The organism is Oceanobacillus timonensis (assembly GCF_900166635.1).
GTDB lineage: Bacteria > Bacillota > Bacilli > Bacillales > Amphibacillaceae > Oceanobacillus > Oceanobacillus timonensis.
In genome coordinates, this window is record NZ_LT800497.1 from 1,970,936 (window position 1) to 1,992,713 (window position 21,778).

General features: G+C 40.6%; 22 protein-coding genes, 1 other RNA gene and 1 riboswitch. Of the genes, 16 read left to right on the plus strand and 7 right to left on the minus strand.

The window, feature by feature from the left end; all coding sequences use genetic code 11:
• Positions 1-59 precede the first annotated feature (59 nt).
• Both pdxK and B7E05_RS09630 read right to left on the minus strand, forming a co-directional pair.
• Positions 60-890, minus strand: a complete 831-nt coding sequence (gene pdxK / locus B7E05_RS09625; RefSeq protein WP_080873989.1) for a pyridoxine/pyridoxal/pyridoxamine kinase — start codon at positions 888-890, stop codon at positions 60-62.
• Between the two features lie 142 nt (positions 891-1,032).
• Complete coding sequence (locus tag B7E05_RS09630) at positions 1,033-2,070, minus strand: C45 family autoproteolytic acyltransferase/hydrolase (RefSeq protein ID WP_080873990.1); 1,038 nt, start codon at positions 2,068-2,070, stop codon at positions 1,033-1,035.
• A 96-nt stretch (positions 2,071-2,166) separates the two neighbouring features.
• Here B7E05_RS09630 and B7E05_RS09635 point away from each other — a divergent pair, with 96 nt between their 5' ends.
• Entirely contained in the window at positions 2,167-2,829 is a 663-nt protein-coding gene (locus tag B7E05_RS09635; protein ID WP_080873991.1) for an endonuclease III domain-containing protein, read from the plus strand.
• Between the two features lie 53 nt (positions 2,830-2,882).
• On the opposite strand, the gene B7E05_RS09640 is transcribed toward B7E05_RS09635, so the two are convergent.
• Entirely contained in the window at positions 2,883-3,155 is a 273-nt protein-coding gene (locus B7E05_RS09640; protein ID WP_080873992.1) for a hypothetical protein, read from the minus strand.
• 243 nt (positions 3,156-3,398) lie between these two features.
• On the opposite strand from B7E05_RS09640, the gene cydD reads away from it, so the two are divergent.
• Together cydD and cydC are read left to right on the plus strand one after the other, a co-directional pair.
• Positions 3,399-5,108: a thiol reductant ABC exporter subunit CydD gene (gene cydD, locus B7E05_RS09645; protein WP_281252504.1), complete on the plus strand. Its 1,710-nt coding sequence runs from the start codon at positions 3,399-3,401 to the stop codon at positions 5,106-5,108.
• Positions 5,105-6,823 (plus strand): thiol reductant ABC exporter subunit CydC, encoded by a 1,719-nt coding sequence (gene cydC / locus B7E05_RS09650; protein WP_080873994.1) that lies wholly within the window; start codon positions 5,105-5,107, stop codon positions 6,821-6,823. Before cydD ends, cydC begins: the two co-directional genes overlap by 4 nt.
• A gap of 54 nt (positions 6,824-6,877) precedes the next feature.
• On the opposite strand, the gene cydS is transcribed toward cydC, so the two are convergent.
• The 4 genes from cydS to B7E05_RS09665 form a co-directional block, all read right to left on the minus strand.
• Positions 6,878-6,970: a cytochrome bd oxidase small subunit CydS family protein gene (gene cydS / locus B7E05_RS22680; RefSeq protein WP_425435093.1), complete on the minus strand. Its 93-nt coding sequence runs from the start codon at positions 6,968-6,970 to the stop codon at positions 6,878-6,880.
• Positions 6,971-6,974: 4 nt separating this feature from the next.
• Positions 6,975-7,988 (minus strand): cytochrome d ubiquinol oxidase subunit II, encoded by a 1,014-nt coding sequence (locus B7E05_RS09655; protein ID WP_080873995.1) that lies wholly within the window; start codon positions 7,986-7,988, stop codon positions 6,975-6,977.
• A complete protein-coding gene (locus tag B7E05_RS09660; RefSeq protein WP_080873996.1) occupies positions 7,985-9,328 on the minus strand; it encodes a cytochrome ubiquinol oxidase subunit I in 1,344 nt (447 codons plus the stop codon). The genes B7E05_RS09655 and B7E05_RS09660 overlap by 4 nt, the downstream gene beginning before the upstream one ends.
• Before the next feature lie 65 nt (positions 9,329-9,393).
• Positions 9,394-10,170: an NRDE family protein gene (locus B7E05_RS09665; RefSeq protein WP_245833053.1), complete on the minus strand. Its 777-nt coding sequence runs from the start codon at positions 10,168-10,170 to the stop codon at positions 9,394-9,396.
• 528 nt (positions 10,171-10,698) lie between these two features.
• Here B7E05_RS09665 and proB point away from each other — a divergent pair.
• The 13 genes from proB to B7E05_RS09730 all read left to right on the plus strand — a co-directional run bounded on the left by proB (position 10,699) and on the right by B7E05_RS09730 (position 21,761).
• Positions 10,699-11,817, plus strand: coding sequence for a glutamate 5-kinase (gene proB, locus B7E05_RS09670; RefSeq protein ID WP_080873998.1), 1,119 nt, complete (start codon positions 10,699-10,701; stop codon positions 11,815-11,817).
• On the plus strand, positions 11,814-13,061 hold the full coding sequence (locus tag B7E05_RS09675) for a glutamate-5-semialdehyde dehydrogenase (protein ID WP_080873999.1): 1,248 nt from the start codon (positions 11,814-11,816) through the stop codon (positions 13,059-13,061). Before proB ends, B7E05_RS09675 begins: the two co-directional genes overlap by 4 nt.
• 350 nt (positions 13,062-13,411) lie before the next feature.
• Entirely contained in the window at positions 13,412-14,368 is a 957-nt protein-coding gene (locus B7E05_RS09680) for an MBL fold metallo-hydrolase (RefSeq protein ID WP_080874000.1), read from the plus strand.
• Positions 14,369-14,374: 6 nt separating this feature from the next.
• Entirely contained in the window at positions 14,375-14,977 is a 603-nt protein-coding gene (locus B7E05_RS09685) for a 3'-5' exonuclease (protein WP_080874001.1), read from the plus strand.
• A gap of 158 nt (positions 14,978-15,135) precedes the next feature.
• Positions 15,136-15,323: non-coding RNA, 6S RNA (gene ssrS, locus B7E05_RS09690), on the plus strand.
• Positions 15,324-15,534: 211 nt separating this feature from the next.
• The gene (locus B7E05_RS09695; RefSeq protein ID WP_143833212.1) at positions 15,535-16,284 is read left to right on the plus strand and encodes an SDR family NAD(P)-dependent oxidoreductase; all 750 of its coding nucleotides are present in this window, start codon (positions 15,535-15,537) and stop codon (positions 16,282-16,284) included.
• 175 nt (positions 16,285-16,459) lie between these two features.
• Positions 16,460-16,834, plus strand: coding sequence for a VOC family protein (locus B7E05_RS09700; protein ID WP_080874003.1), 375 nt, complete (start codon positions 16,460-16,462; stop codon positions 16,832-16,834).
• A gap of 105 nt (positions 16,835-16,939) precedes the next feature.
• Positions 16,940-17,041, plus strand: a riboswitch (purine riboswitch).
• Between the two features lie 115 nt (positions 17,042-17,156).
• Positions 17,157-17,744, plus strand: coding sequence for a xanthine phosphoribosyltransferase (locus B7E05_RS09705; RefSeq protein ID WP_080874004.1), 588 nt, complete (start codon positions 17,157-17,159; stop codon positions 17,742-17,744).
• Positions 17,741-19,045 carry a nucleobase:cation symporter-2 family protein gene (locus tag B7E05_RS09710; RefSeq protein WP_080874005.1) on the plus strand — a complete coding sequence of 435 codons (1,305 nt, stop codon included), beginning with the start codon at positions 17,741-17,743 and terminating at the stop codon, positions 19,043-19,045. Before B7E05_RS09705 ends, B7E05_RS09710 begins: the two co-directional genes overlap by 4 nt.
• 126 nt (positions 19,046-19,171) lie before the next feature.
• The gene (locus tag B7E05_RS09715; RefSeq protein WP_080874006.1) at positions 19,172-19,570 is read left to right on the plus strand and encodes a hypothetical protein; all 399 of its coding nucleotides are present in this window, start codon (positions 19,172-19,174) and stop codon (positions 19,568-19,570) included.
• Entirely contained in the window at positions 19,570-20,130 is a 561-nt protein-coding gene (locus B7E05_RS09720; protein ID WP_080874007.1) for a maltose acetyltransferase domain-containing protein, read from the plus strand. The genes B7E05_RS09715 and B7E05_RS09720 overlap by 1 nt, the downstream gene beginning before the upstream one ends.
• Positions 20,131-20,156: 26 nt before the next feature.
• A complete protein-coding gene (locus tag B7E05_RS09725) occupies positions 20,157-20,672 on the plus strand; it encodes a DNA-deoxyinosine glycosylase (RefSeq protein ID WP_179134514.1) in 516 nt (171 codons plus the stop codon).
• Positions 20,673-20,687: 15 nt separating this feature from the next.
• Positions 20,688-21,761, plus strand: coding sequence for a sensor histidine kinase (locus B7E05_RS09730; RefSeq protein ID WP_080874009.1), 1,074 nt, complete (start codon positions 20,688-20,690; stop codon positions 21,759-21,761).
• Positions 21,762-21,778: the final 17 nt, after the last annotated feature.

Below are 21,778 nucleotides of genomic sequence, written 5' to 3' on the forward strand. Positions count from 1 at the left end.
CGCTCTGAACTTTACCACAACAAAAAACCTTAGAGCCCAAAGGGTTCTAAGGTTTTTTACTATACGCTGAATACTTCTACTTTTTTGCTGTCTGTTTTATTATAAGCACCGTGCATAACAGGACCTACATATTCATTTAGTTTCCAGCCGTTTGCAATGGCAGCTGCTACAAAGGTTTTTGCTGCTTTTACTGCATCATGCACGTTTTCACCGTGAGCTAAATTGGCTGTGATGGCTGCTGCGAAGGTACAGCCTGCTCCGTGGTTATACGTTGTTTCTACTTTTTCACTTTCTAATAGGTCAAAGTCCGCGCCATCATAGAATAAATCAACTGCTTTGTCATGCTCCAGTTGTTTTCCGCCTTTAACGACAACATTTTTTGCGCCTAAGGCATGAATTTTTTTCGCTGCTTCTTTCATTTGCTCAATGGTTTTAATTGGAGCCATTTGTGCTAATTGGGCAGCTTCGAACAAGTTAGGTGTCACCACTAACGAACGAGGCAGTAATTCTTCGCGCATGGCATCGGTATTTTCCGGCTGAAGCACTTCATCTTCGCCTTTACATACCATAACCGGATCCAGCACATATTTATCAATCTGAAATTCATCAATTTTTCTGGCTCCTAAATTGATAATATCTACAGAACCGAGCATGCCGGATTTCATGGCATCTACGCCGACGGAAAGAATCGTGTTCAATTGTTTTTCCACGACATCGACATCTATTGGAGTGACATCATGACTCCAGCCTTCTGGATGCATTGTTACAATAGAAGTTAAGGCAGTCATGCCGTATACATCATGTTCTTGAAACGTTTTTAAATCTGCTGCAATTCCAGCGCCACCGCTGGAATCAGAACCGGCAAGCGTTAATGCTTTTTTCATTGTCATTGGTTTTTCCTCCTTCAACACAACATAGTCCGTCATCATCACAAACGCTGTGTGCCTGCATTTCTTTATAATTTCTCTTGTAGTTAGGATAATCCTTTATGGCCTAATTGTAAAGCAATGCACTATCATCTATCGTTTCTGCTTATTGATTAATAAATGAATCTGTTGCGTTTATTTGGCCTTTTATTTTGGTCGCATGTAATTTTTCTCCCTGCAGCCACTTTCTAAAAGAGAAAATAAAGGGCTGGCGGTCGCCGCCCAGTGCAATCCACGCAGAAAGTTCACTAGGGACATAAAGTGCGGTATGAAGCGTTCCTGCCCATGCACCATATTTTTCAGAAAAAATCCCTTGTTCCACATCGTTTAACATGCGAAATGCTTCATAGGGAGAGTGAACCTCCTGTTGTTTGATTTCTATTTTCTCCAGTCTTTCCATTGATTCATCAGAACGGTATCTGTTTTCTTCTGTTAATGCATGAAAATGGTTGGTGCAGCTGTGACCTTCCCGTACGGAGAAAGAGCGGGGGGAAACTTCTACAATGCGTGATTTTCCGGAGGGATCTAATAAGACATAGTTGAACGTATTCCGGTGCGGTAAATCCTGTAGTAATTGAACGGCTTCTTCCACAGTAGCACAGTTTTCCAAAATGAGTCTGCCGATCATATTACAGACAAAGCCGTCACCTGATTTTTTACGATTGACGAAATTATAGCCCATTGTCAATCCTTTCTCGTTGATTCCGTCTGTACGTCCGGTAATCTGCATCGATGGGCCGGCGCTGGCGTACCCTATGTCTGAAGGTGCATATAGGACATAACGTCCTTCATAGGAATCTGGAGCATTATCATAATTCCGTACCAGAAAATCATTTTTTGTATGAATCGAACAGCCGCTGCGTCCATATTCGTAATAGTATCCGCCAAATTCGCGTATCGCATCATTCCATGACATCCCTAACCCATCGCTTAATCCTTGTATCTCTTCCCAAATGGCAGGGGAAAACGTTTGGAATACAGCTTTTACTTCCGCTTCATCAACCAGAAAATTTCTCCAGCGTTTGTTCAAGAGTGCTTTCCGGTGTGTGCGTATCGGAGAATTTTTTAGTTTTTCCGCTTGAAAAAGCCCGAATTGATAATGGCTCCCGCGGAATTGTATAATATCAGTATGAACAGATTTCATCATTGTTCTCCATTTCTTTCAGATTTGCACTGTTAGTGTATCTTGTTAAAAAAGATTTGAAAAGGAATCCGCTTGATGAAGCAGAGGAGCTGTAAAATGGTAGAAAAGATAAGCTATATCGAACTATATCAAAAATTATTCCATTATTATGGTCCACAGGGGTGGTGGCCCGCAGATTCTGATTTACAGATGTTAATTAGTGCGATTTTAGTGCAACGAACAAATTGGAAGAATGTTGCATTCGCTTTAGAGAACTTAGGAAAAGATGTCACAGTCGGAGAGTTACTCCGGATGGAAGAAGATGAATTGGCGGAAAAAATACGTCCCAGTGGGTTTTACCGGATGAAGGCGCGGAAGGTGAAAGCCTGGCTGCACTGGTTTCAAAAATATGATTTTCAAATAGATCGAGTGAAGGAAATGGACAGGGAAACATTGCGTAAAGAATTGTTAACTGTCTATGGAATCGGAGAGGAAACAGCTGATGCGATGATGCTGTATGCTTTTGATAAACCTGGATTTATGGCAGATAACTACGCAATGAGGCTCTTTCGGCGGATTGGTTATTCTGTTCCGAAAACGTATGAAGCTTTTAAAAAAGAGGTAGAAGCGGCTTTTCCTTATGATTTAGAAATGCATCAGGAGTTTCACGCATTAATTGTAGAGCATGGAAAACAATATTGTAAGAAGACACCATTATGTGCGGCTTGTCCGCTTCTTCCTTTTTGCAGGACAGGGAGAGAAAAAACAGCTCCATCATAAAATGCGTGAAACACTTTTTACCACATGGAACAACAAGGGCAGCCAATGACGATTCACTGCCCATGATTTTCCAGCTGATCTATTTTTTGCTGTAACCGTGTAATTTGCTGCTGCATTTCAATAAGTTGCCGATTCGTCACAGGTGTATCTTCTTCAAAAGCGGCTTCTTCTTCTTCTATATCTTGATAATATAAAATGGTTGAGCCTACGATAGCCACGATACTTCCCAATGTAGCAACTACTTCGCCATAATAAACTAATTTATCTCCAAGGTCTTTTTCGTTTGTATTTGTGTTTGATTGTGGGCTAAGGAAGAAATTAGACATGGTATAACACCCCTATACGTCATTTTATTCTTATCTCATGTACATGGGACAGTAGTGTATAGGTTAATATATGTGATTTTCCCAAAAACTCTACTATACAATGTTCAAACAATGTTCAATACATGAAGGCATCGTGTGCTGTATGTTAAGCGATGCACAGGATCGTGTTGTATAATGAAATAGAAAGTATGCCGTAAGAAATGGCGACGTTTGAAAGGTGGTGGTCTGTTGTTAAAGGAATTTATGAAAACTTTTCGTAGCAGGATGGTTTGGATGGGGATAGTCTCTCTCGCGATGGCATTCGCCATTGTAGGGCAGAGTTATTTCGTTGTAACTATCATCCAGGAGTTGTTTCTGGATCATGCGGCATTTTTATCCATTATTCCTGCAATCTTTCTATTGATCAGTATGCTGTTATTACGAACGATTTTTCAATATATTATCAAGGAATCCGGAATCAAAATGGCACAGACTGCGAAAATTTCCATGCGGGAAAAGCTGCTTCGTCATTTTACCAGCCAACCGATGACAGAAGCTGATAAGGGACAGTCCGGTCAGAAAACAAGTTTGTTTATGGATACCGTGGATGAAATAGACGGTTATTTTAGCCAGTATCTTCCGCAAGTCATTCAATCTGTTGGTATTGTTCTAATTGTCTGGATCGCTATTTTTATCCTTAATTGGACAAGCGGATTGATTATTCTTGTTTCCGCACCATTTATTCCAATTTTTATGATGATTATCGGGGTGAAGACCAAGGACAAGTCGAAAGAACAACTGTCGGAATTAGCTGCTTTTTCAGGAACGTTTCTCGATACGCTGCAAGGTCTGCCGACGGTGAAAATATTTGGCCAATCAGCTGCACAGCGAGATAAAATTGATCAAGACAGCACGAAGTTCCGGGATGCAACGATGGGGATATTAAAGGTGGCATTTACGAATTCCTTAGCTTTGGAATTTATTGCGATGCTGAGTATTGGTCTGATTGCGTTAGAAATTGCCATTCGGATGATTATTTTTCAAAATCTCAGCTTTTTTACCGGCTTTTTTGTCTTACTTCTTGCTCCCGAATTGTTCAATCAATTAAAACAGCTCGGATCAGCCTTTCATTCTGGCCGCGCGAGTATGGGAGCCGCCTCAAGAGTGGAAGATACGTTACAGGAAGAGACTGCTCCGGTTTCTTGGGGACAGGAGCCGTTGGAAGAGTGTACCATACCGGAATTACAGCTTGACCAGGCCATTTTTCATTATGAAGAAGGTGATTTCCAGCTGGAAGCATCTTCCATGCGCATTTCCGCCTGTGACCAAGTGGCGATTATCGGAAAAACGGGTGCAGGGAAATCAACGTTGCTTTATGTGCTTGCCGGTTTTTTGCCTGTGCAAGAAGGAGAATTTTTGATTAATGGCATCCCACAAGATAGAGTACAAAAAACAGATTGGTTCGGGAAAATAGGGTATTTATCGCAGCAGCCTTATATATTTTCAGGAACAGTACGGGAAAATATATTACTCGGTTCTCCGGAAGAGCAGCGTGACAAAACGATACAGGAAGTTGCTGCCCAAGCTGGAATCCAGGACTGGATTGCAGCCTTGCCGGAAGGACTGGATACCGCTATTGGTGAAGGCGGAAGAGGTCTATCCGGGGGCGAAAAGCAGCGGATTGCGATTGCCCGGACCCTGCTCAAAAAGCCGCAAATCCTCTTTTTTGATGAGCCGACGACCGGATTGGATATTCAGACGGAGCATATTTTGCAACAATCTTTAGATGCCTTAAAACATCAGGCAACAATTATAACTGTTGCGCACCGCCTGCATACCATCCGAAATGCTGACAAAATATTTCTGATGGACGAAGGGAAAATAGCAGGAGAGGGGACGCATGAGGAGCTTTATCGACATCATCCAATGTATCAGCAAATGCTAAACACGCAGCAGGGGGGACAGGAATCATGAAAGATCTCAGTCTGGTTATGAAAATGATGCTGAAAGAAAAAAAGGATATTCTTCTCTCTATCTTTTTTGGTTTTCTTGCCGGGGTGACAGCTGTTTCCTTGTTCGCGGCTAGCGGATATTTAATTTCACAAGCTGCTTTTGCACCGCCGATTTACACGTTAATGGTTCTGGTAGCCAGTGTGAAGCTGCTCGGAATTACGTCAGCTGTCAGCAGGTATGGGGAACGTTATTTTTCCCATCGCGGCACCTTTACAATCCTCAAAAATATTCGTTTGAAAGTATATGACCGGATCGAGCCGTTAGCAAACCGGATATTACAAAAATACCGGAGCGGAGATATTTTAGCCCGGATTGTCGGCGATGTGGAGAGCTTGCAGCATTTCTTTTTACGTGTGTTCTATCCGCCGGTTGTATTGGCAGCTGTTTTTATAGCTACTATTTTCTTTACGTTGTATCTGTCTGTTGGTGTTGCGCTGACGATGATTGCTGGTACTGTTGTGGTGCTTTTTATTTTTCCATCTCTTTTTTATCTGTTTCAGAAAAAAACGGCAATATCGATGCGCGAAAAAAGAGGTGCATTGTCCTCTACATTTACAGATTATCTATACGGTTTCCGAGAATTGACTATTTTTCAGCAGGCTGAAAGCAAAAAACAACAGGTAAATCGGGATATGCACCAATATGAAGAGATGAAAGCAAAAGAAAATCGGCAGCTTGCTATCCGGGAAGCAATCGTTATATTCTTTTCCTTTTTCATTGCTGTGATTATCCTGGTGCAGGCAGGCTTTTATGTGGCAGAAGGGAATCTGGCAGGAACGCTGTTGGCAATGCTGTTTATGATTGCCATTACAGTATTTGAAGACGCGCCTTCCATGGCTGTACTTCCTGCGCATTTAGAAGAAAGTAAAGCTTCTTCTCAACGTCTGATGGACGTTTGGGAAAATGAAACACAAGCCGAAGCAGCTGTACATGAACTCGACACAGATGTCCCGATACATGTTGATTTTAAGGATGTTTCCATTCATTATCCAAATGAAAGAAAAGCGGCCGTGCAACACGCCACCTTTCAAATAAAGCCTGGCAAAAATATTGCTATTGTTGGTCCAAGCGGTTCAGGAAAATCAACATTGATGCAGGCGTTGCTTACTTTTGCGCCAATACAATCTGGTCACATTTTCGTAAATGGGAAAGAATTAAGCACCATTGTTCCAGACAGTTTATGGAGACAAATGAATGTATCCCTGCAGCACAATCACTTTTTTTATGGCAGTATGTATGAGAATTTACAGTTTGCGAATAAAGAAGCAACAACAGAAGCATGCCGGACAGCTTTGGATAAAGTCCAATTAGGTCATTTTTCTTTGGAAGATCAAGTGTTGGAAAAAGGGACGAACTTATCCGGCGGAGAAAAACAACGTCTGGCATTAGCACGTCTATTTCTTCGGGATGCTTCCATTTGGCTGCTGGATGAGCCGACTTCTTCTTTAGATGCAATTACGGAGCAGCAAATCATGGATGAAATTGAGCAAGCCACAACATACCAGACCGTTGTCACCATCAGACATCGTTTAACAGGGTTAGAAAAGATGGATCAGATTATTGTGATGAACCATGGTGACATTGTAGAGCAGGGTACTTATACGGAGTTGATGAAAAAAGAGCAAGGATATTTTAAGGCTATGAAAGAACTGGAAAATCAGCAGTTAGCTTTTTAACAAATGAAAATCCCGCACATTGCTGAAAGTAACACAGCAATGTGCGGGATTTTTCTATCTATCCTTTGCTGCAGCGACAAATGCAAAAACAATTGCTGCAATCAGGACAATAAAAGGAGCGATAAAAATCAGAAATTGATTGAACATATCATCACTTCTTTCCTTTAATATAGTTTTTATCAAACAAGAACAGCTTGAGTAATAAATAAAGTGACGGAACAAGCAATGCCATCCCTAAGATAAAGACCACAATCAGTGATATAGCCATTGCCGGGTTGGTAAACCCTTCATGGATGCTGATATGCGGATACAACAGATACGGATAGTGGGCGATACCGTAACCGAAGAAAGCAAAAGCAAATTGCCCGGTCAGAAACCAGAATGCAGTTCCGTAATTGCGGCGTTTCCAAATCAGTACAACTGTAAATATCCATAGAATAAAGGAAATGGCGAACATCCACCATAGACTCAACAGGTTTTCAAAATGGGTTTCATTATGGAAATACAGTTCCACAATGATTCCTGAAGCAGCAATAATCAAAGGAATAGACCAGCCTAATGCATATTTCCGCATTAAGTCTGTTGCGTCCTTATCTCCTGTTTCATTAGCATACCAGGTTAAGAACACGGCGGATATATAGAGAACAGCGACAAGACTCAATACGACAATCGACCAGGTTAACGGACTGAAGAACAATGCACTGTAATCTAAGACTGGATTTCCATTTTCCATAAAGACAAAGCCGCCTTCTGAAATGGTAAGCACAATGGATAAAGAAGCAGGTATCAGCAGTCCGGATAAGCCATACATAATGGCATACCCTTTATGTCCCTGCTTTCCATAGGATTCAAATGCATAATAAGAACCACGGATGGCTAATAAAACTAAAGCCAGACTGCCCGGAACCAGCAGGATTGTTCCAAAGTAGTACGCCGTCTCCGGAAAGAAACCGACGATCCCGACAAAGAAAAATACAAAGAATACATTGGTAACCTCCCAAACAGGAGACAGATACCGCTGAATGATTTTAGAGAGAATATGCTGTTTTCCGGTAACGATACTATAGGCATTGAAAAAGCCTGCTCCGTAATCAATGGACCCAACAATAATGTAACCAAATAAAAATAACCAGAGAACAGAAATACCGACGATTTCCATTATCATGATGGATCACCACCTTGCATGCGTTCTAAGTCCTTATCGACCGGGTTTTTCCGGAACATATGCGTTAATACGACAACCGTACCGACCCCGAGGATGAAATAAAGAACTGCGAATAACACAAACATCCAGCCGACATAGTCACTGGTTGTAGCGCCTTCTTCAATCGTCATCAGCCCTCTTAAAATCCAAGGCTGACGGCCTACTTCGGCCATCCACCAGCCCGCTTCAATGGCCAGGAAGGAAAGCGGTCCGCCTGCAACAATAAGCCAGCGATACCATGTTTTTTCAACAAAAGCCCATTTTCTCCGCATTCCAAACCAATAAAGCAGCGATAAGCCAATCATAAACATACCGATGGTCACCATCGTGTCAAAGAAATAATGGATAACAAGCGGTGGCTGCTCGTCTGCAGGAAATTCTTCCAGTCCCGTTACTTCCGAGCCCGGGAATCCATGTGCTAAGATGCTCAAAGCATAAGGAACGTGCAAGGCATATTGCGGTTCATTATTATCATCCAGAGCACCCCACATCACAAGTGGTGCTTCTGTTGATGTCTCAAAGTGCCATTCCGCAGCAGCCAGCTTTTCCGGTTGGTATTCTGCTAAGTATTTACCAGATAAATCACCGATTAAAGCTGTTGCAACTGCAAAGATTAAACCAATCTTCATGGCCATATGCAGTGATTTTTTATGATATTCCTGATTTTTCTTCTGAAGCAATCGGAATGCTGCAATCGCTGCAAACATAAAGGCAATCGTCATATAAGCGGTAGACAGTACATGGGCAACTTTTGTCGGCATCGATAAGGTAAACATGGCAAGCAGCGGATTGGCGTTGACCAGGTCTCCTCCAACAATATCGAAGCCTGCCGGACTGTTCATAAATGAATTCACGACAGTGATAAAATATGCCGACATTCCGCCGCCGACAGCTACTGGAATTAATAAAAGCAAATGCTTTTTCGGATTGTCAAAACGATCCCAGGTATATAAATAAATTCCTAAGAAAATCGCTTCAAAGAAAAAGGCGAAAACTTCCATAAATAGCGGCATAGCAATGATGTTCCCCGCTAATTCCATAAAGCTTGGCCATAACAGGGATAATTGAAGCCCAATAGCTGTCCCTGTTACAACGCCGACAGCAACCGTAACGACAAATCCTTTTGCCCAGCGCCTAGCCATCAACAAATAATGCGGATCATTGTTTTTGATGCCGATCCACTGTGCGATCATAATCATTAGCGGAACACCGACACCAATGGTGGCATAAATAATATGAAATGATAATGTCAACAGCGTAAGCATTCTACTGGCAAATGCCGGATCTTCAAATAACGTCATAGGTCAGCCTCCTTTACGCATTTTTTAATCTGCCTATATTTTTAACATTCCCTTTGACCAGATAATTAATCTGATGGAAGAGAAAATTCATATTGCTGCAACGTATCTTCCTTATCATATGTTTTTTCAACAAAAGTCAGATTATGATCATAATCGATAAGTAAAATCGTCGATGCTCTGGTTCCATAATCCGGTGTGTCAATGAAAATAGAAGATAGTGCTTTTTCTAAATCCTTATCAACTCCTGTCTGTGGTAAATAATGATTATCTGCCTGTGTCTTATCTTTTAACAGCGGCCATAAATCTTCTGTTCTTAGGTCTGTATGAGACTGCAGATAATTAGCCAGACCGCTTTTTGAACGCTCAACCTTTGGCCAAGGTGTGTTCAATGTGTCGTTACTTAATCCATGTATTCCAGCTTCTATCTGAATGCCCTGATTATACACATTATTATAGTGATACAGGGAATCTTTGTCACCGAAAAGAAGGTTATATCCTGCATAGTTATGACGATTTTTTGAAAGCTGATGTAAAAACGCTTCATTGCCATTATTCTGTAACAAAAAATGTACCGGTAATTCCCCGCGGGAAAATTTCTTTGCTTCCGGGAGAGAAGGGTCACGGAAATTAGTTACTGCTGCAAATTTTCCCTGTTTTGAAACGGCCAGCCATGTTCCGGACTGCAGTAAATCTCTTCCGCCCAGTATATCGGGTTTGTCCTTCCAAAATGTGGCTGGGAGTGTTGGCCTCCGGTAAAATTCATCCCGATTGCTCAGTAAAATAAATTTATATTTTGGATGTTGTTGATAAGCAAAAGTAATTAAACACATAGTATGTAACATCCTCCTTCTGATGATGTTGATTCACTTTTTGAAAGTGGCGCTAATACGATTTTTAAAGTATATTTGTTGTCTCCAGTATACTTTTCTGATATTTTAGAATCAATATGCATGTTTTTGAAAAGAAGACAGCATTACCGGTTGACAAAGTGAAGATTTCTGACGATAATAAATATCAATCATATTGAATCTTAGAACGTTATGGAAGGACTAGTAAGTAAGCTATCACAATGTCAGAGATGGAATCAGAGGATAGACTGTAAATAGGAAAAGCTGTTTTCTTGTTTGCATTTATCCAGAGCTGGAAGATTCCTCATTGCTGATTTACTGAACCTGCCTTCATCAGTCTTATGCAAACATAAGCGTTTTCCAGACGTTATCTTGGAAAAAGTGAAATGCGATTTTTAACATCGTATTTAAGTTGTGGTGGTACCGCGGAAGTAAACTCTTTCGTCCCTTCGTTTTAGGAGGGATGAGGGAGTTTTTTTATTGATGGGGAAATGTTGTTAGAGCGGGAAAGGAGGAATAACGATGGCAGCAAAGCGTATTGTCGTAAAAATAGGGAGCAGTTCGTTAACCAATACACACGGAGAAATTGATAAAGAGCAGCTGGAAGATCATGTGCACGCGCTGGCATTATTACATGAGCGTAATATGGAAGTTATCTTGGTTTCCTCCGGAGCAATAGCTGCGGGATTTAAACAATTAGGCTATTCTTCCAGACCAGTTACACAAAAAGGAAAACAAGCAGCTGCGGCAGTTGGACAGGGGCTGCTGATTCAGACCTATATGGAAAAATTAAAAGCATACGATATTACCGCTGCCCAAATTCTTCTTACCAGAAGTGATTTCTCTGACCAGGGAAGATATCGAAATGCGTATGCGACGATGGAAGAATTACTGGAGCGGCGGGTCATTCCGATTATTAATGAAAATGATACCATCGCGATTGACGAGCTCACGTTTGGAGATAATGATATGCTTTCCGCTTTAGTAGGCGGCTTCATTCATGCCGATCATTTAGTGCTGTTAACTGATATTAACGGGATATATGATAAAAATCCAAATAAACATCCTGACGCCGTCCGGTATGATCATTTAATGAAACTCAGTGAAGAATTAATTGAACAGACAGATGCAACAGGCTCCAAGGTAGGTACAGGCGGAATGAAATCCAAACTGATGGCTGCTAAGATGGCATCTTCTGTCGGAATTCCGGTATTTATCGGACGCGGTCACGGGAAAGAGAAGCTGGCTGCTATTTTAGACGGTCAAGGAGATGGCACCTATATTGATAGCGAAAGAAAAGTGCATCTGCCCGCGAATAAGCAGTGGATTTCGCTGCATTCGCATTTAGAAGGGCGTGTCGTTATTGACGGAGGAGCAGAAAATGCATTAATGCATCACGGCAGCAGTTTACTTTCTCCAGGCATTACCGCAGTAGAAGGTTATTTTGCCCGAGGGGATGTTGTGGAAGTCTACGGAAATTCCGGATTATTAGGGAGAGGACAAGTAAAATGTTCCTCTGAAGAATTAGAAGCTGTTATGAAATTACGTGAATCTACGTACATCCAGACAGTACCAACGATTGAAGTGATCCACCGTGACAAATGGGTATCATTTGCGACAATGAAAGGAGAATTAACATGAGTGAAGTCATTGAAAAAGGGAAACTTGCCAAGAAAGCCAGCTATCAAATCGGAACATGCACAACAAAAGAAAAGAATGAAGCATTAGCAAAAATTTCTGAAGGGTTAAGGGAAAATCAGAAAGCGATTCTTGCTGCCAATCAACTGGATATTCAGGCCGGCAAAGAAAAAGGGCTGTCTGCGTCTATTCTTGACCGGGTGGAATTAACGAAAGAACGGATTACAGATATTGCGGATGCTATTTTACAAGTGATTGATTTAACAGATCCAATTGGCGAAGTACTGGAAACCATTGAGAAGGATAACGGGCTCGTGATTAATAATACCCGGGTTCCCATCGGCGTTGTCGGTATGATTTATGAAGCAAGACCCAATGTCACCGTTGATGCAGCAGCACTTGCGGTGAAAACAGGGAATGCTATTATCTTGCGCGGCAGCTCCTCTGCGATTCATTCTAATTTAGCGATTGTCAAAGTCATTCATAAAGCGTTGGCAGATAGTGCCGTTATTCCGGATGCGATTCAGTTAATTGAAGATACGAGCAGGGAAACGGCAAGTGAATTATTCCGATTAAATGACTATTTGGATGTGCTTATTCCGCGTGGAGGAAAGACGCTTATTGATACTGTCGTCAGAGAATCACGTGTACCGGTAATTGAAACGGGCGCCGGTAATTGTCACGTTTATATCGATGACTCCGCAAATCTGGAAATGGCAAAAGCAATTACCTTAAATGCCAAACTGCAGCGTCCATCTGTTTGTAATGCGATTGAGTCGCTGTTGGTTCAGTCCGATTGGTTTGACAAATATGGAGAGGATATCATTGCTGCTTTAGTTGAAAAAGGTGTTACAGTCCATGGCGATGCCCAAGTAGTAGAAAAAGTGCCTTTTGTGCAAGAAGCAACTAACGCCGATTGGGGAACAGAGTATCTTGGCCTGGAAATCAGTGTGAAAATTGTTGCAGATGTTTATGAAGCAATCGACCATATTAATACGTATGGTACCAAACATTCGGAAGCCATTATTACCGAAACAGCTGATCATGCTGCAATTTTTAAGCAAAAAGTGGATGCAACAACTGTATACCATAATGCATCAACCCGCTTTACCGATGGCTTTGAGTTTGGTTTTGGAGCGGAAATCGGCATCAGCACACAAAAACTGCATGCAAGAGGTCCAATGGGCTTAAAAGCATTAACATCGAATAAATTTATTGTTTCCGGTGATGGACAGATACGAGAATAAATGAAATGCATCATGAAATAACAGATATTTTATTCAGGCTGTCGAGGGTCTCCCCCGGCAGCCTGAGCTGTTGTTTCATAACGGATTCTCCCCATGTAATCTTGTCCAGCTGATAGAGGATGTTCAAAAAGACCAATAAAAATGACACGGCGAATTTCTGCGTTGACCTGCTTTTTCCGATACTCACGTATTATAAAGCATACGCTCCGTTCGTAAAAAACAGGTCGCCTTGAACTTCTTGGTCCTATTTATCGGACTTTTTGAACACGCACTGATAAGTTTTGTTTTGCAAATACTTCAAATAGCGATAAAATAAAAGTGTAGATGTTTGCAGAAAAGAGAGGTCTGACATGTTAGAGCAAATGACAGATGATATTTACCGTCTCGTTGTCCGTTTCAAGGGAGCGATGGGAGAGGTGAACAGTTATCTTATTCAAGGAGATAACGGCTATACCGTTATTGATACAGGTATTCATGCACCTGAAACGAAAGCATTTTGGGAACGTGTATTGAGTCATTATAAAATAGAAAAGCTTGTGCTGACGCATACGCATGAGGATCATATCGGCTTAGCGCGGTGGTTTCAAGAAATATATGAAATTCCTGTGTATGTATCCCGGCGCGGCTATGAAGAAATGCGTAAAGGAAGAGATGCAAAAGCACGAAAAAATCGGATAAAACGTTTAATAAAAAAACACGGAGCGCCGCCAATTCCTATAAAAATAAAAGATGAATCTCCTATCTTTAAATTTGAACCGGACGGTTTTTTTGATGACAATGATGAAATAATGCTTGGTAACCGGTTGTACCAGACAATATGGACACCTGGCCACGCACCGGATCATTACTGTTTCTACCAGCCGGAAACAGAAGTGATGATTATCGGCGATCATGTGTTAAACCATCTTTCCCCGGTAATTGGGCTGTGGATGGGAGAAGAATATAATCCGCTAAAAGATTATTTGAAGGCATTGGATGGATTGAAAGACTATCAGGTTCGGCTGGCATTGCCTGGTCATGGTGATCGGATTGAAAATCTGGATGAACGGATAACCGATATATCCCGTCGTCACCAAAAACGGCTGGAGCAATTACTGGAATTGATGGCAGAAGATGAAATGACTGCTTTTAAATTAACGACAAAAGCATATGGACCAATGAAAAACACGGCTTTTGCAAGTCAGTTTATGGCTACCCTGACAAGATTGATTTATTTGGAAGAACAGTCAAAAGTGAAAGTGCAGACCAAAAAAGGGAAGAACTATTACGGACTTCCTGCAACAGATTTACAAGCTATTAGGAGCTGATAATAGATGAAGTTTGCAGCAATCGATTTTGAGACAGCCAATGAAAAAAGAAACAGTGCCTGTTCAATCGGCGTCGTCCGTTTTGATGAAAAGGAAATTTTTGATGAATATTATTCACTGATTAACCCGATGAGCGATTTCCGTCATATGAATATTCGTATTCATGGTATCAAAGAGGAAGATGTGCAAGATGCACCGACTTTTGAAGGCCTGTGGCCGACGTTGCATGAAAAACTGGAAGGACATGTGATTGTGGCGCATAATGCCAGCTTTGACATGAGTGTACTGCGACAGTCTTTATTAAAATATAATTTGGGGCACCCGGATTTTGCCTCCTTATGCACCGTGAAAATTTCACAGCGTGTGTGGCCGTATCTGGAAAATCACCGTCTGCATACTGTCGCCAATTATCATCATATTCCATTAATTCACCATCATGCATTAGAAGATGCAAAGGCATCGGCTCTTATATTGATGAAAGCATTGGAAGCTCAGCAGGACGGCGAAACGGAGCACTTTTTAGAAAGATGGCTCGCTCCCAAAAGAAATAAAAATAAAACCAACTTTAAAACGAAGTCAGGCAGGGGTCCAACGAAGCTTTATTTATGATAACAGGACTTAGCAATATCCGCATAGTTTATCTAATGGAACCCTGCATTTTGGAATGAAATAAAAGAATACAGCTGATACTTCTTCCGTGCTAAAAAAGAAAAAATTAGGCTGTCCATCCCATTGCCTTTTTTAGAAAAAAAGAGTAAGATATAAACTACAAGCTGCATTGTTCGTATCAATAAAAGTTTTAACCTCTAAAGTTGGAATAGGGAGTTTTACATCGAAATTGAAATGTCGAGCCGTCATAAAGGAATGGAAGACAGGAAGATTTCTGCGAACACCCACTTTGCGAAGTGGTGGTTAAAAACTTTTTATTGCATGATACGGCAAATGTGGCCTGTGTACATAATGGACTATTTAAAATCCCGATAACAGGAATTGTTATCGGGATTTATTGATTGTATAGGTACTTCTATTACGTGGAACGATGATGTGAAATATTTACTGACCGTTTGGCTAAAGTTCAATAAAAATAAATGTTTAGCTCTTTCTGGACCGGGAATTATAATAAGGGAAGATATATTCTTTGGTAAGAACAGGAAGGAGCTATGAAAATGGCAAGTCGATTTGATGAAAAAACAGTTATTGTTACAGGAGCAGCAAGCGGTATCGGAGAAGCTACTGCCAAAAAATTTGCTGAACAGGGGGCAAAGGTAGTGCTCTCTGATATGTCCGAAAAAGGAAAAGCGTTGTCAGATAAACTCAACCAACAAGGCCTGGAAACGACTTTTATTGAAGCAGATGTATCCAATGAAGAAGACGTAAAAAATTTGGTGAGTGAAACTGTTGCGAAGTATGGTCAATTGGATGTATTATTTGCGAACGCGGGAATTGGAACTGGTACCCCAATACATGAATTGTCATTTGAAGAATGGCAGAAGGTGATTGATGTTAATCTGTCAGGCGTATTTTTAACCAATAAATATGCCATCGAGCAAATGTTAAAACAGGAAAATGGCGGCGCAATCGTGAATAATGATTCGATTCATGGTTTTGTCGGGAAAGCTGGTGTTGGTGCTTATGCTGCGGCAAAAGGCGGTGTGAAGCTGCTGACTCAAACAGCTACGGCAGAATATGCAGCAAAAGGCATTCGAGTCAATAATGTGAACCCTGGTTACATTGATACTCCGTTATTAAAAGACGCACCAGATGAAATGAGACAAGACCTTGTAAGCCTTCACCCAATCGGCAGACTAGGAAAACCGGATGAAGTTGCCAACGCTGTGCTGTTTTTAGCTAGTGATGAAGCTTCTTTCATTACAGGATCAAGCTTGCTGGTCGACGGCGGATATACAAGTGTATAATTTGAAAAAAATCTCCCGATACAGGGAGATTTTTTCGTTGGCAGATAAAGGCGGGATGTGCAGCTTCGCCAATAAGAAAAACAAATACAAATAGATTAAAAAATACGATTTTTGCTTTTTGCTTCTTCCTGCTATGCTTGATATAAGCTTTCAATCCATAGGAGGAAGAGCAAACATGACATTTCAATTAGAAAAATTAGATCATATCCAGCTGTCTGCGCCAAAGGGTTCGGAGGAAATAGCGAAAAAGTTCTACCGAGATATTTTAGGTTTTGCAGAAGAAGAAAAACCGGAGTCGCTAAAGCCAAATGGAGGAGTCTGGTTTAGCAAGGGAGACATCGCGCTTCATATTGGAATCGAGGAGCCGTTTTCTCCTATGAAAAAAGCACATCCGGCTTTTGAAGTATCAGAAATCAACGCTTTGCAGACTTATTTAGAAAACGCGGGTATTTCGACAAAATGGGACAGTAAACTTTCGAATGCACAAAGGTTCTATGTCAAGGATCCTTTTGGGAACAGATTAGAATTTCTGGAATGGAAGGATAAATAAGAAGGATATTTTTTAATCGGAATTATTAGAAAGGTTTTAATTTTTTCCTTATGCTTGTTTTTATGCGTGTACGTGCTATACTATAGGCATTCTTTATTTTTAACCCAATACAAAATGAATATTTTTCATATAATCGCGGGGATAGGGCCTGCAAGTTTCTACCGGTTTACCGTAAATAAACTGACTATGGAAAAGTATATAAAAGCTTGTATGTTGTCTAAAAATAATACACGCTTGCTTGATTATTCGACAAAAGATCCGAAAATCTACTTTTCCAAAAGGGAGATTTTTCGGGTTTTTTTTACATTAGGAGGAATCATTCATGGATTTACTGAAAGAAAAAATTGTAGCAGAGGGAAAAGTATTATCAGATACAGTATTAAAGGTGGATGCCTTTTTAAATCATCAAATTGACCCTGTATTCATGCAGGAAATCGGAAAAGAATTCGCAAATCGATTCCGTGATAAAAAAATAACTAAAATTCTTACACTGGAATCATCCGGTATTGCACCTGCAACGATGGCAGGACTCGAACTCGGTGTCCCGGTCATTTTTGCAAGAAAACGGCAATCATTAACATTAACAGATAATCTGTTAACAGCAGAGGTTTACTCCTTTACAAAACAGACAACAAGCAAGATTTCTATTTCTCATGATTTTATTAAAGAAGAGGATAATGTGCTGGTTATTGATGATTTTCTGGCAAATGGGCAGGCAGCTCTTGGATTAATGGATATCGCTGAACAGGCAAAAGCGACAGTTGCCGGTATCGGTATCGTTATTGAAAAAGGATTTCAAAAAGGTGGACAAGCACTTCGGGATAAAGGGGTAAAGGTAGAATCATTAGCAATTATTGACTCTTTAGAAAACAAACAGGTGGCTTTTAAAGAGGAGGCCCGCCAACAATGAAAATGGCAGCATTGGGTTTTCAACACCTGTTAGCGATGTATGCCGGAGCGATTTTAGTACCGCTTATTGTCGGGGATGCTCTAGGGCTGAATTCGGAACAATTAACGTACTTGGTAGCCATCGATATTCTCATGTGTGGTGTGGCTACGCTGTTGCAGGTATTGAATAGTAAATTTATCGGTATCGGGCTGCCAGTTGTTTTAGGATGTACCTTTACCGCTGTTGCACCGATGATTGCTATCGGCGGACAGTACGGTATCACGGCCATTTATGGTGCGATTATGGTATCCGGATTATTTGTTTTCATCGTCAGTGGTTTTTTTGGGAAACTGGTTCGTTTTTTCCCGCCAGTTGTCACAGGATCGGTTGTAACAATTATCGGGATTACGTTAATTCCTGTAGCGATTAATAATTTAGGCGGCGGAGAAGGAGCTGCTGACTTCGGCTCTACTTCAAATATTGCCCTTGGTTTTGGAACATTATTGTTTATTATTTTAATGTATCGATTTACCACAGGATTTTTAAAATCCATCGCTATATTAATAGGTTTAGGTGCTGGAACGATTGCTGCTGCTTTGATGGGAAATGTTGATTTTTCCGCTGTTGCCGATGCTTCCTATTTCCATATGGTTCATCCATTTTATTTCGGAACACCGACTTTTGAATGGTCCGCTATTATTACAATGATTTTAGTGGCAATGGTGTCTTTAGTCGAATCAACAGGCGTTTATTTTGCTTTAGGAGATATTACTGATAAGGACTTAAAGGAAAAAGATTTATCCAGAGGATACCGGGCAGAAGGGTTAGCGATTTTTCTTGGAGGAATCTTTAATGCATTTCAATACACTGCCTTTTCTCAAAATGTCGGATTGATGCAAATGACGGGCGTGAAAAAACGCAGTGTTATTGTTATTACCGGGAGCATGCTCGTTGTATTAGGATTTGTTCCTAAAATTGCTGCTATAACAACCATTATTCCAACCTCTGTACTGGGTGGAGCGATGTTAGCTATGTTTGGTATGGTAGTTGCCCAAGGTATCAAAATGCTTGGTACGGTTATATCAGACTCTCCGGAGAACTCGATGATTATTGCTTGTTCCATTGGGATGGGGCTAGGTGTTACGGTTGTTCCGGATCTATTTGCCGTACTTCCGAATTCGCTGCAAATTTTAACCAGTAATGGTATTGTAGCAGGAAGTGTTACGGCGATTGTGTTAAATATTATATTTAATATGACCCCAAGACGTAAAAAGGAAAAACAAACTGCTCGAACAGGTGAACTGGCAAAAGAAGCATTATAAAAAATTGTAAACTGTCACACGAGTGGCAGTTTTTTCTTTGATTTCAAAGATTACTGGAATTCAAGCCTGGAGTAAGCTAAAATCAAAGTATACATTTTCATACAAATGGAAGGAGGAACCCAAGAGATGACAGATTTATCAACCAGTACACTTCTTTTCTATGGCCTTGTCATTTTAGCTGCACTGCTCGTTGGGGTCATTCAGTGGGTCAGAAGAAGATTTGAAGTGTTAGCTGTGACTGCTATTATTTTATCTCTTTTATTACCTCTTGTGAGTTTTTTATATAGTATAAACCGTCCGGAAGCGATGAATGAGATAGCTTATATATGGCAGCAGGCCAGAGAGAGACAAGGAATGGGTGTGTTTCTGTTATTAGGCCATTTGTACATCCTTTTCTGGGTCCTATTTGGTCCGGAATATAAACAGCTATATGCGTTTCTTGTTCCTAAGTTAAAAAGAATGATCCAATGGTTTAAGAACCGGAAACAGAAACGAGATAATAACAACATGAAAGAGGGGATTTAATGTTATCAGAGAAAGAGAGAATGCAGGCAGGAGAAATATATAACCCGGAAGATAGCGGATTAGTTAAGGATCGGCTGCACGTCCGGAAAATGATGCGTTATTATAATGGGCTGACAGAGGACGATACAGTGAGACGTACCAACTGTCTAAAAGAAATATTTGGTTCCACAGGAGAAACGCTGTTTATTGAACCTGATTTTCATTGTGACTATGGTTATAATATCCATGTTGGAGAGCATTTTTATGCAAATTTTAATTGTGTGATGTTAGATATTTGTCCAATACGAATTGGCGATAATTGTATGCTGGCGCCAGGGGTACATATTTATACAGCAACCCATCCGATCCATCCAGCAGAACGTAATTCCGGAAAAGAGTATGGGAAACCGGTAACGATTGGTAATAATGTCTGGGTTGGCGGTGGAGCTATTATCAATCCCGGTGTAACGATTGGAGATAATGCAGTTATTGCTTCAGGCTCTGTGGTGACGAAGAATGTACCTGCAAATGTCATTTACGGAGGGAATCCGGCTACATTTATTAAAACAGTCGAACTATAGGGTAGCATTCATCAGGGAGGGAGATTATGGATAAACTGCAATCATTTGCGCCGGTTATTGGTGCACATCCTAGAGTGCTTATTGTCGGTTCTATGCCAAGTAAAAAATCATTAGAAGAACAAGAATACTATGGAAACCCCCGCAACCATTTCTGGCCAATAATGTACCGTATTCTGAATGAAAAAGCAGCTGCAACCTACTCGGAAAAAATAGATTTGATCAAGAAACATCAGCTGGCATTATGGGATACAATCGGATATTGTTTCCGGAAGGGGAGTCTTGATATGCATATTGAAGAGGAAGAACCGAATGATATTGCCGGGCTTTTAAAAGAATACCCATCTATTCGATTGATTGCATGTAATGGAACAAAGGCATATCACAGTTTTAAGAAGTATATCTCTCCCATGCTGGAACAGGAAATAGATGTTCTTAAGCTTCCTTCTACCAGCCCGATTCCTGGAAAATATAATAAATCATTTGAAGAAAAGATAGAAGCTTGGGACGTGATTACCAACGATTTAGATGAACCAAAGTCTTAAATAAGAGGAGATAGAATGAAACAATTTTGGTTACAATTTATACTTTTCGCTATGTTATGGATTGGATTACTCTTATTTAATAGTACGTTTATCCCTTATCATTTCTTTTTGTTTGCAGTAAGCCTGGCATGTTTCTTTTTATTATCATTCCGCAAGAAACGGATCTACCTGTTTTTGGGAAATGTAATCATTGTTTTATGCGCTGGATTCTTTTTCGCAGAGAACATTTTATTTTCTATCGGCTTAATATGGTTTTTGCTATTATTAGCGGCCAGCCAATTACATACATTGGCATACTATTTACTATCTGTTGTTGCCATACTGGCCAGTATGCTTTTTTCTTTCATTCCGTTCACTTCCTACGAACTGCTTCTTGGGAGCGGATTTATTGTAATAGTTAGTTTCCTCCTCCATAAACAATGGATGAATGACCAGTATTATAAGCAATTATATGATGAATTAAGTCATTCCTACCGTCAATTGAAACGGTTGCAAGTGAATGCGGAAGAAAATGCAAGGATGGAGGAAAGAACGCGCATTGCCAGAGATATGCATGACTCTGTTGGGCATCATTTAACGGCTTTAATGATGCAAATGGAAATGTTATCAATTCAGCATCCAGATTTGGAGTTGAAACAGATGAAGGAATTAGCTAACAAAAGCCTGCAGGAAACAAGAGATGCTGTCCAAGCATTAAAAGTAGAGGAATCGGAAGGAATTGCTACTGTCGTTCATCTGATTCGAAAATTGGAAAGTGAGAGTCATTTACAAGTTCATTTTACAATGAAGAATGGTGTTTTATCCGTACCGATATCTAATGTCAAAAGTGTGATTCTTTATCGGGTTATCCAGGAAGGGATTACGAATGCGATGCGACACGCCAATAGTCGCGAAGTATTTGTAACATTAAGCAAATCTGCAGATGATGCGATTCGATTTGAAATTAGTAATAAGATACATGAAGTGAAAGCTTTTAAACCGGGATTTGGACTCTCCAATATGCGGAGCCGTGTAGAGGAATTAGAGGGGAAACTGGAAACGCATCAATTACCTGATAAATTTGTTTTATCAGGCAGAATTCCAGGCTGATACATATTGTGGAAGGA

Coding starts and splice junctions, on each gene's coding strand:
- B7E05_RS09730 (WP_080874009.1), top strand. CDS start 20,688: ATGAAACAATTTTGGTTACAATTTATACTTTTCGCTATGTTATGGATT.
- B7E05_RS09685 (WP_080874001.1), top strand. CDS start 14,375: ATGAAGTTTGCAGCAATCGATTTTGAGACAGCCAATGAAAAAAGAAAC.
- B7E05_RS09635 (WP_080873991.1), top strand. CDS start 2,167: ATGGTAGAAAAGATAAGCTATATCGAACTATATCAAAAATTATTCCAT.
- B7E05_RS09655 (WP_080873995.1), bottom strand. CDS start 7,988: ATGATAATGGAAATCGTCGGTATTTCTGTTCTCTGGTTATTTTTATTT.
- B7E05_RS09725 (WP_179134514.1), top strand. CDS start 20,157: ATGGATAAACTGCAATCATTTGCGCCGGTTATTGGTGCACATCCTAGA.
- B7E05_RS09640 (WP_080873992.1), bottom strand. CDS start 3,155: ATGTCTAATTTCTTCCTTAGCCCACAATCAAACACAAATACAAACGAA.
- cydS (WP_425435093.1), bottom strand. CDS start 6,970: ATGTTCAATCAATTTCTGATTTTTATCGCTCCTTTTATTGTCCTGATT.
- B7E05_RS09705 (WP_080874004.1), top strand. CDS start 17,157: ATGGATTTACTGAAAGAAAAAATTGTAGCAGAGGGAAAAGTATTATCA.
- cydC (WP_080873994.1), top strand. CDS start 5,105: ATGAAAGATCTCAGTCTGGTTATGAAAATGATGCTGAAAGAAAAAAAG.
- B7E05_RS09700 (WP_080874003.1), top strand. CDS start 16,460: ATGACATTTCAATTAGAAAAATTAGATCATATCCAGCTGTCTGCGCCA.
- B7E05_RS09710 (WP_080874005.1), top strand. CDS start 17,741: ATGAAAATGGCAGCATTGGGTTTTCAACACCTGTTAGCGATGTATGCC.
- pdxK (WP_080873989.1), bottom strand. CDS start 890: ATGACAATGAAAAAAGCATTAACGCTTGCCGGTTCTGATTCCAGCGGT.
- B7E05_RS09715 (WP_080874006.1), top strand. CDS start 19,172: ATGACAGATTTATCAACCAGTACACTTCTTTTCTATGGCCTTGTCATT.
- B7E05_RS09675 (WP_080873999.1), top strand. CDS start 11,814: ATGAGTGAAGTCATTGAAAAAGGGAAACTTGCCAAGAAAGCCAGCTAT.
- B7E05_RS09630 (WP_080873990.1), bottom strand. CDS start 2,070: ATGAAATCTGTTCATACTGATATTATACAATTCCGCGGGAGCCATTAT.
- proB (WP_080873998.1), top strand. CDS start 10,699: ATGGCAGCAAAGCGTATTGTCGTAAAAATAGGGAGCAGTTCGTTAACC.
- B7E05_RS09660 (WP_080873996.1), bottom strand. CDS start 9,328: ATGACGTTATTTGAAGATCCGGCATTTGCCAGTAGAATGCTTACGCTG.
- B7E05_RS09720 (WP_080874007.1), top strand. CDS start 19,570: ATGTTATCAGAGAAAGAGAGAATGCAGGCAGGAGAAATATATAACCCG.
- B7E05_RS09695 (WP_143833212.1), top strand. CDS start 15,535: ATGGCAAGTCGATTTGATGAAAAAACAGTTATTGTTACAGGAGCAGCA.
- B7E05_RS09665 (WP_245833053.1), bottom strand. CDS start 10,170: ATGTTACATACTATGTGTTTAATTACTTTTGCTTATCAACAACATCCA.
- B7E05_RS09680 (WP_080874000.1), top strand. CDS start 13,412: ATGTTAGAGCAAATGACAGATGATATTTACCGTCTCGTTGTCCGTTTC.
- cydD (WP_281252504.1), top strand. CDS start 3,399: ATGAAAACTTTTCGTAGCAGGATGGTTTGGATGGGGATAGTCTCTCTC.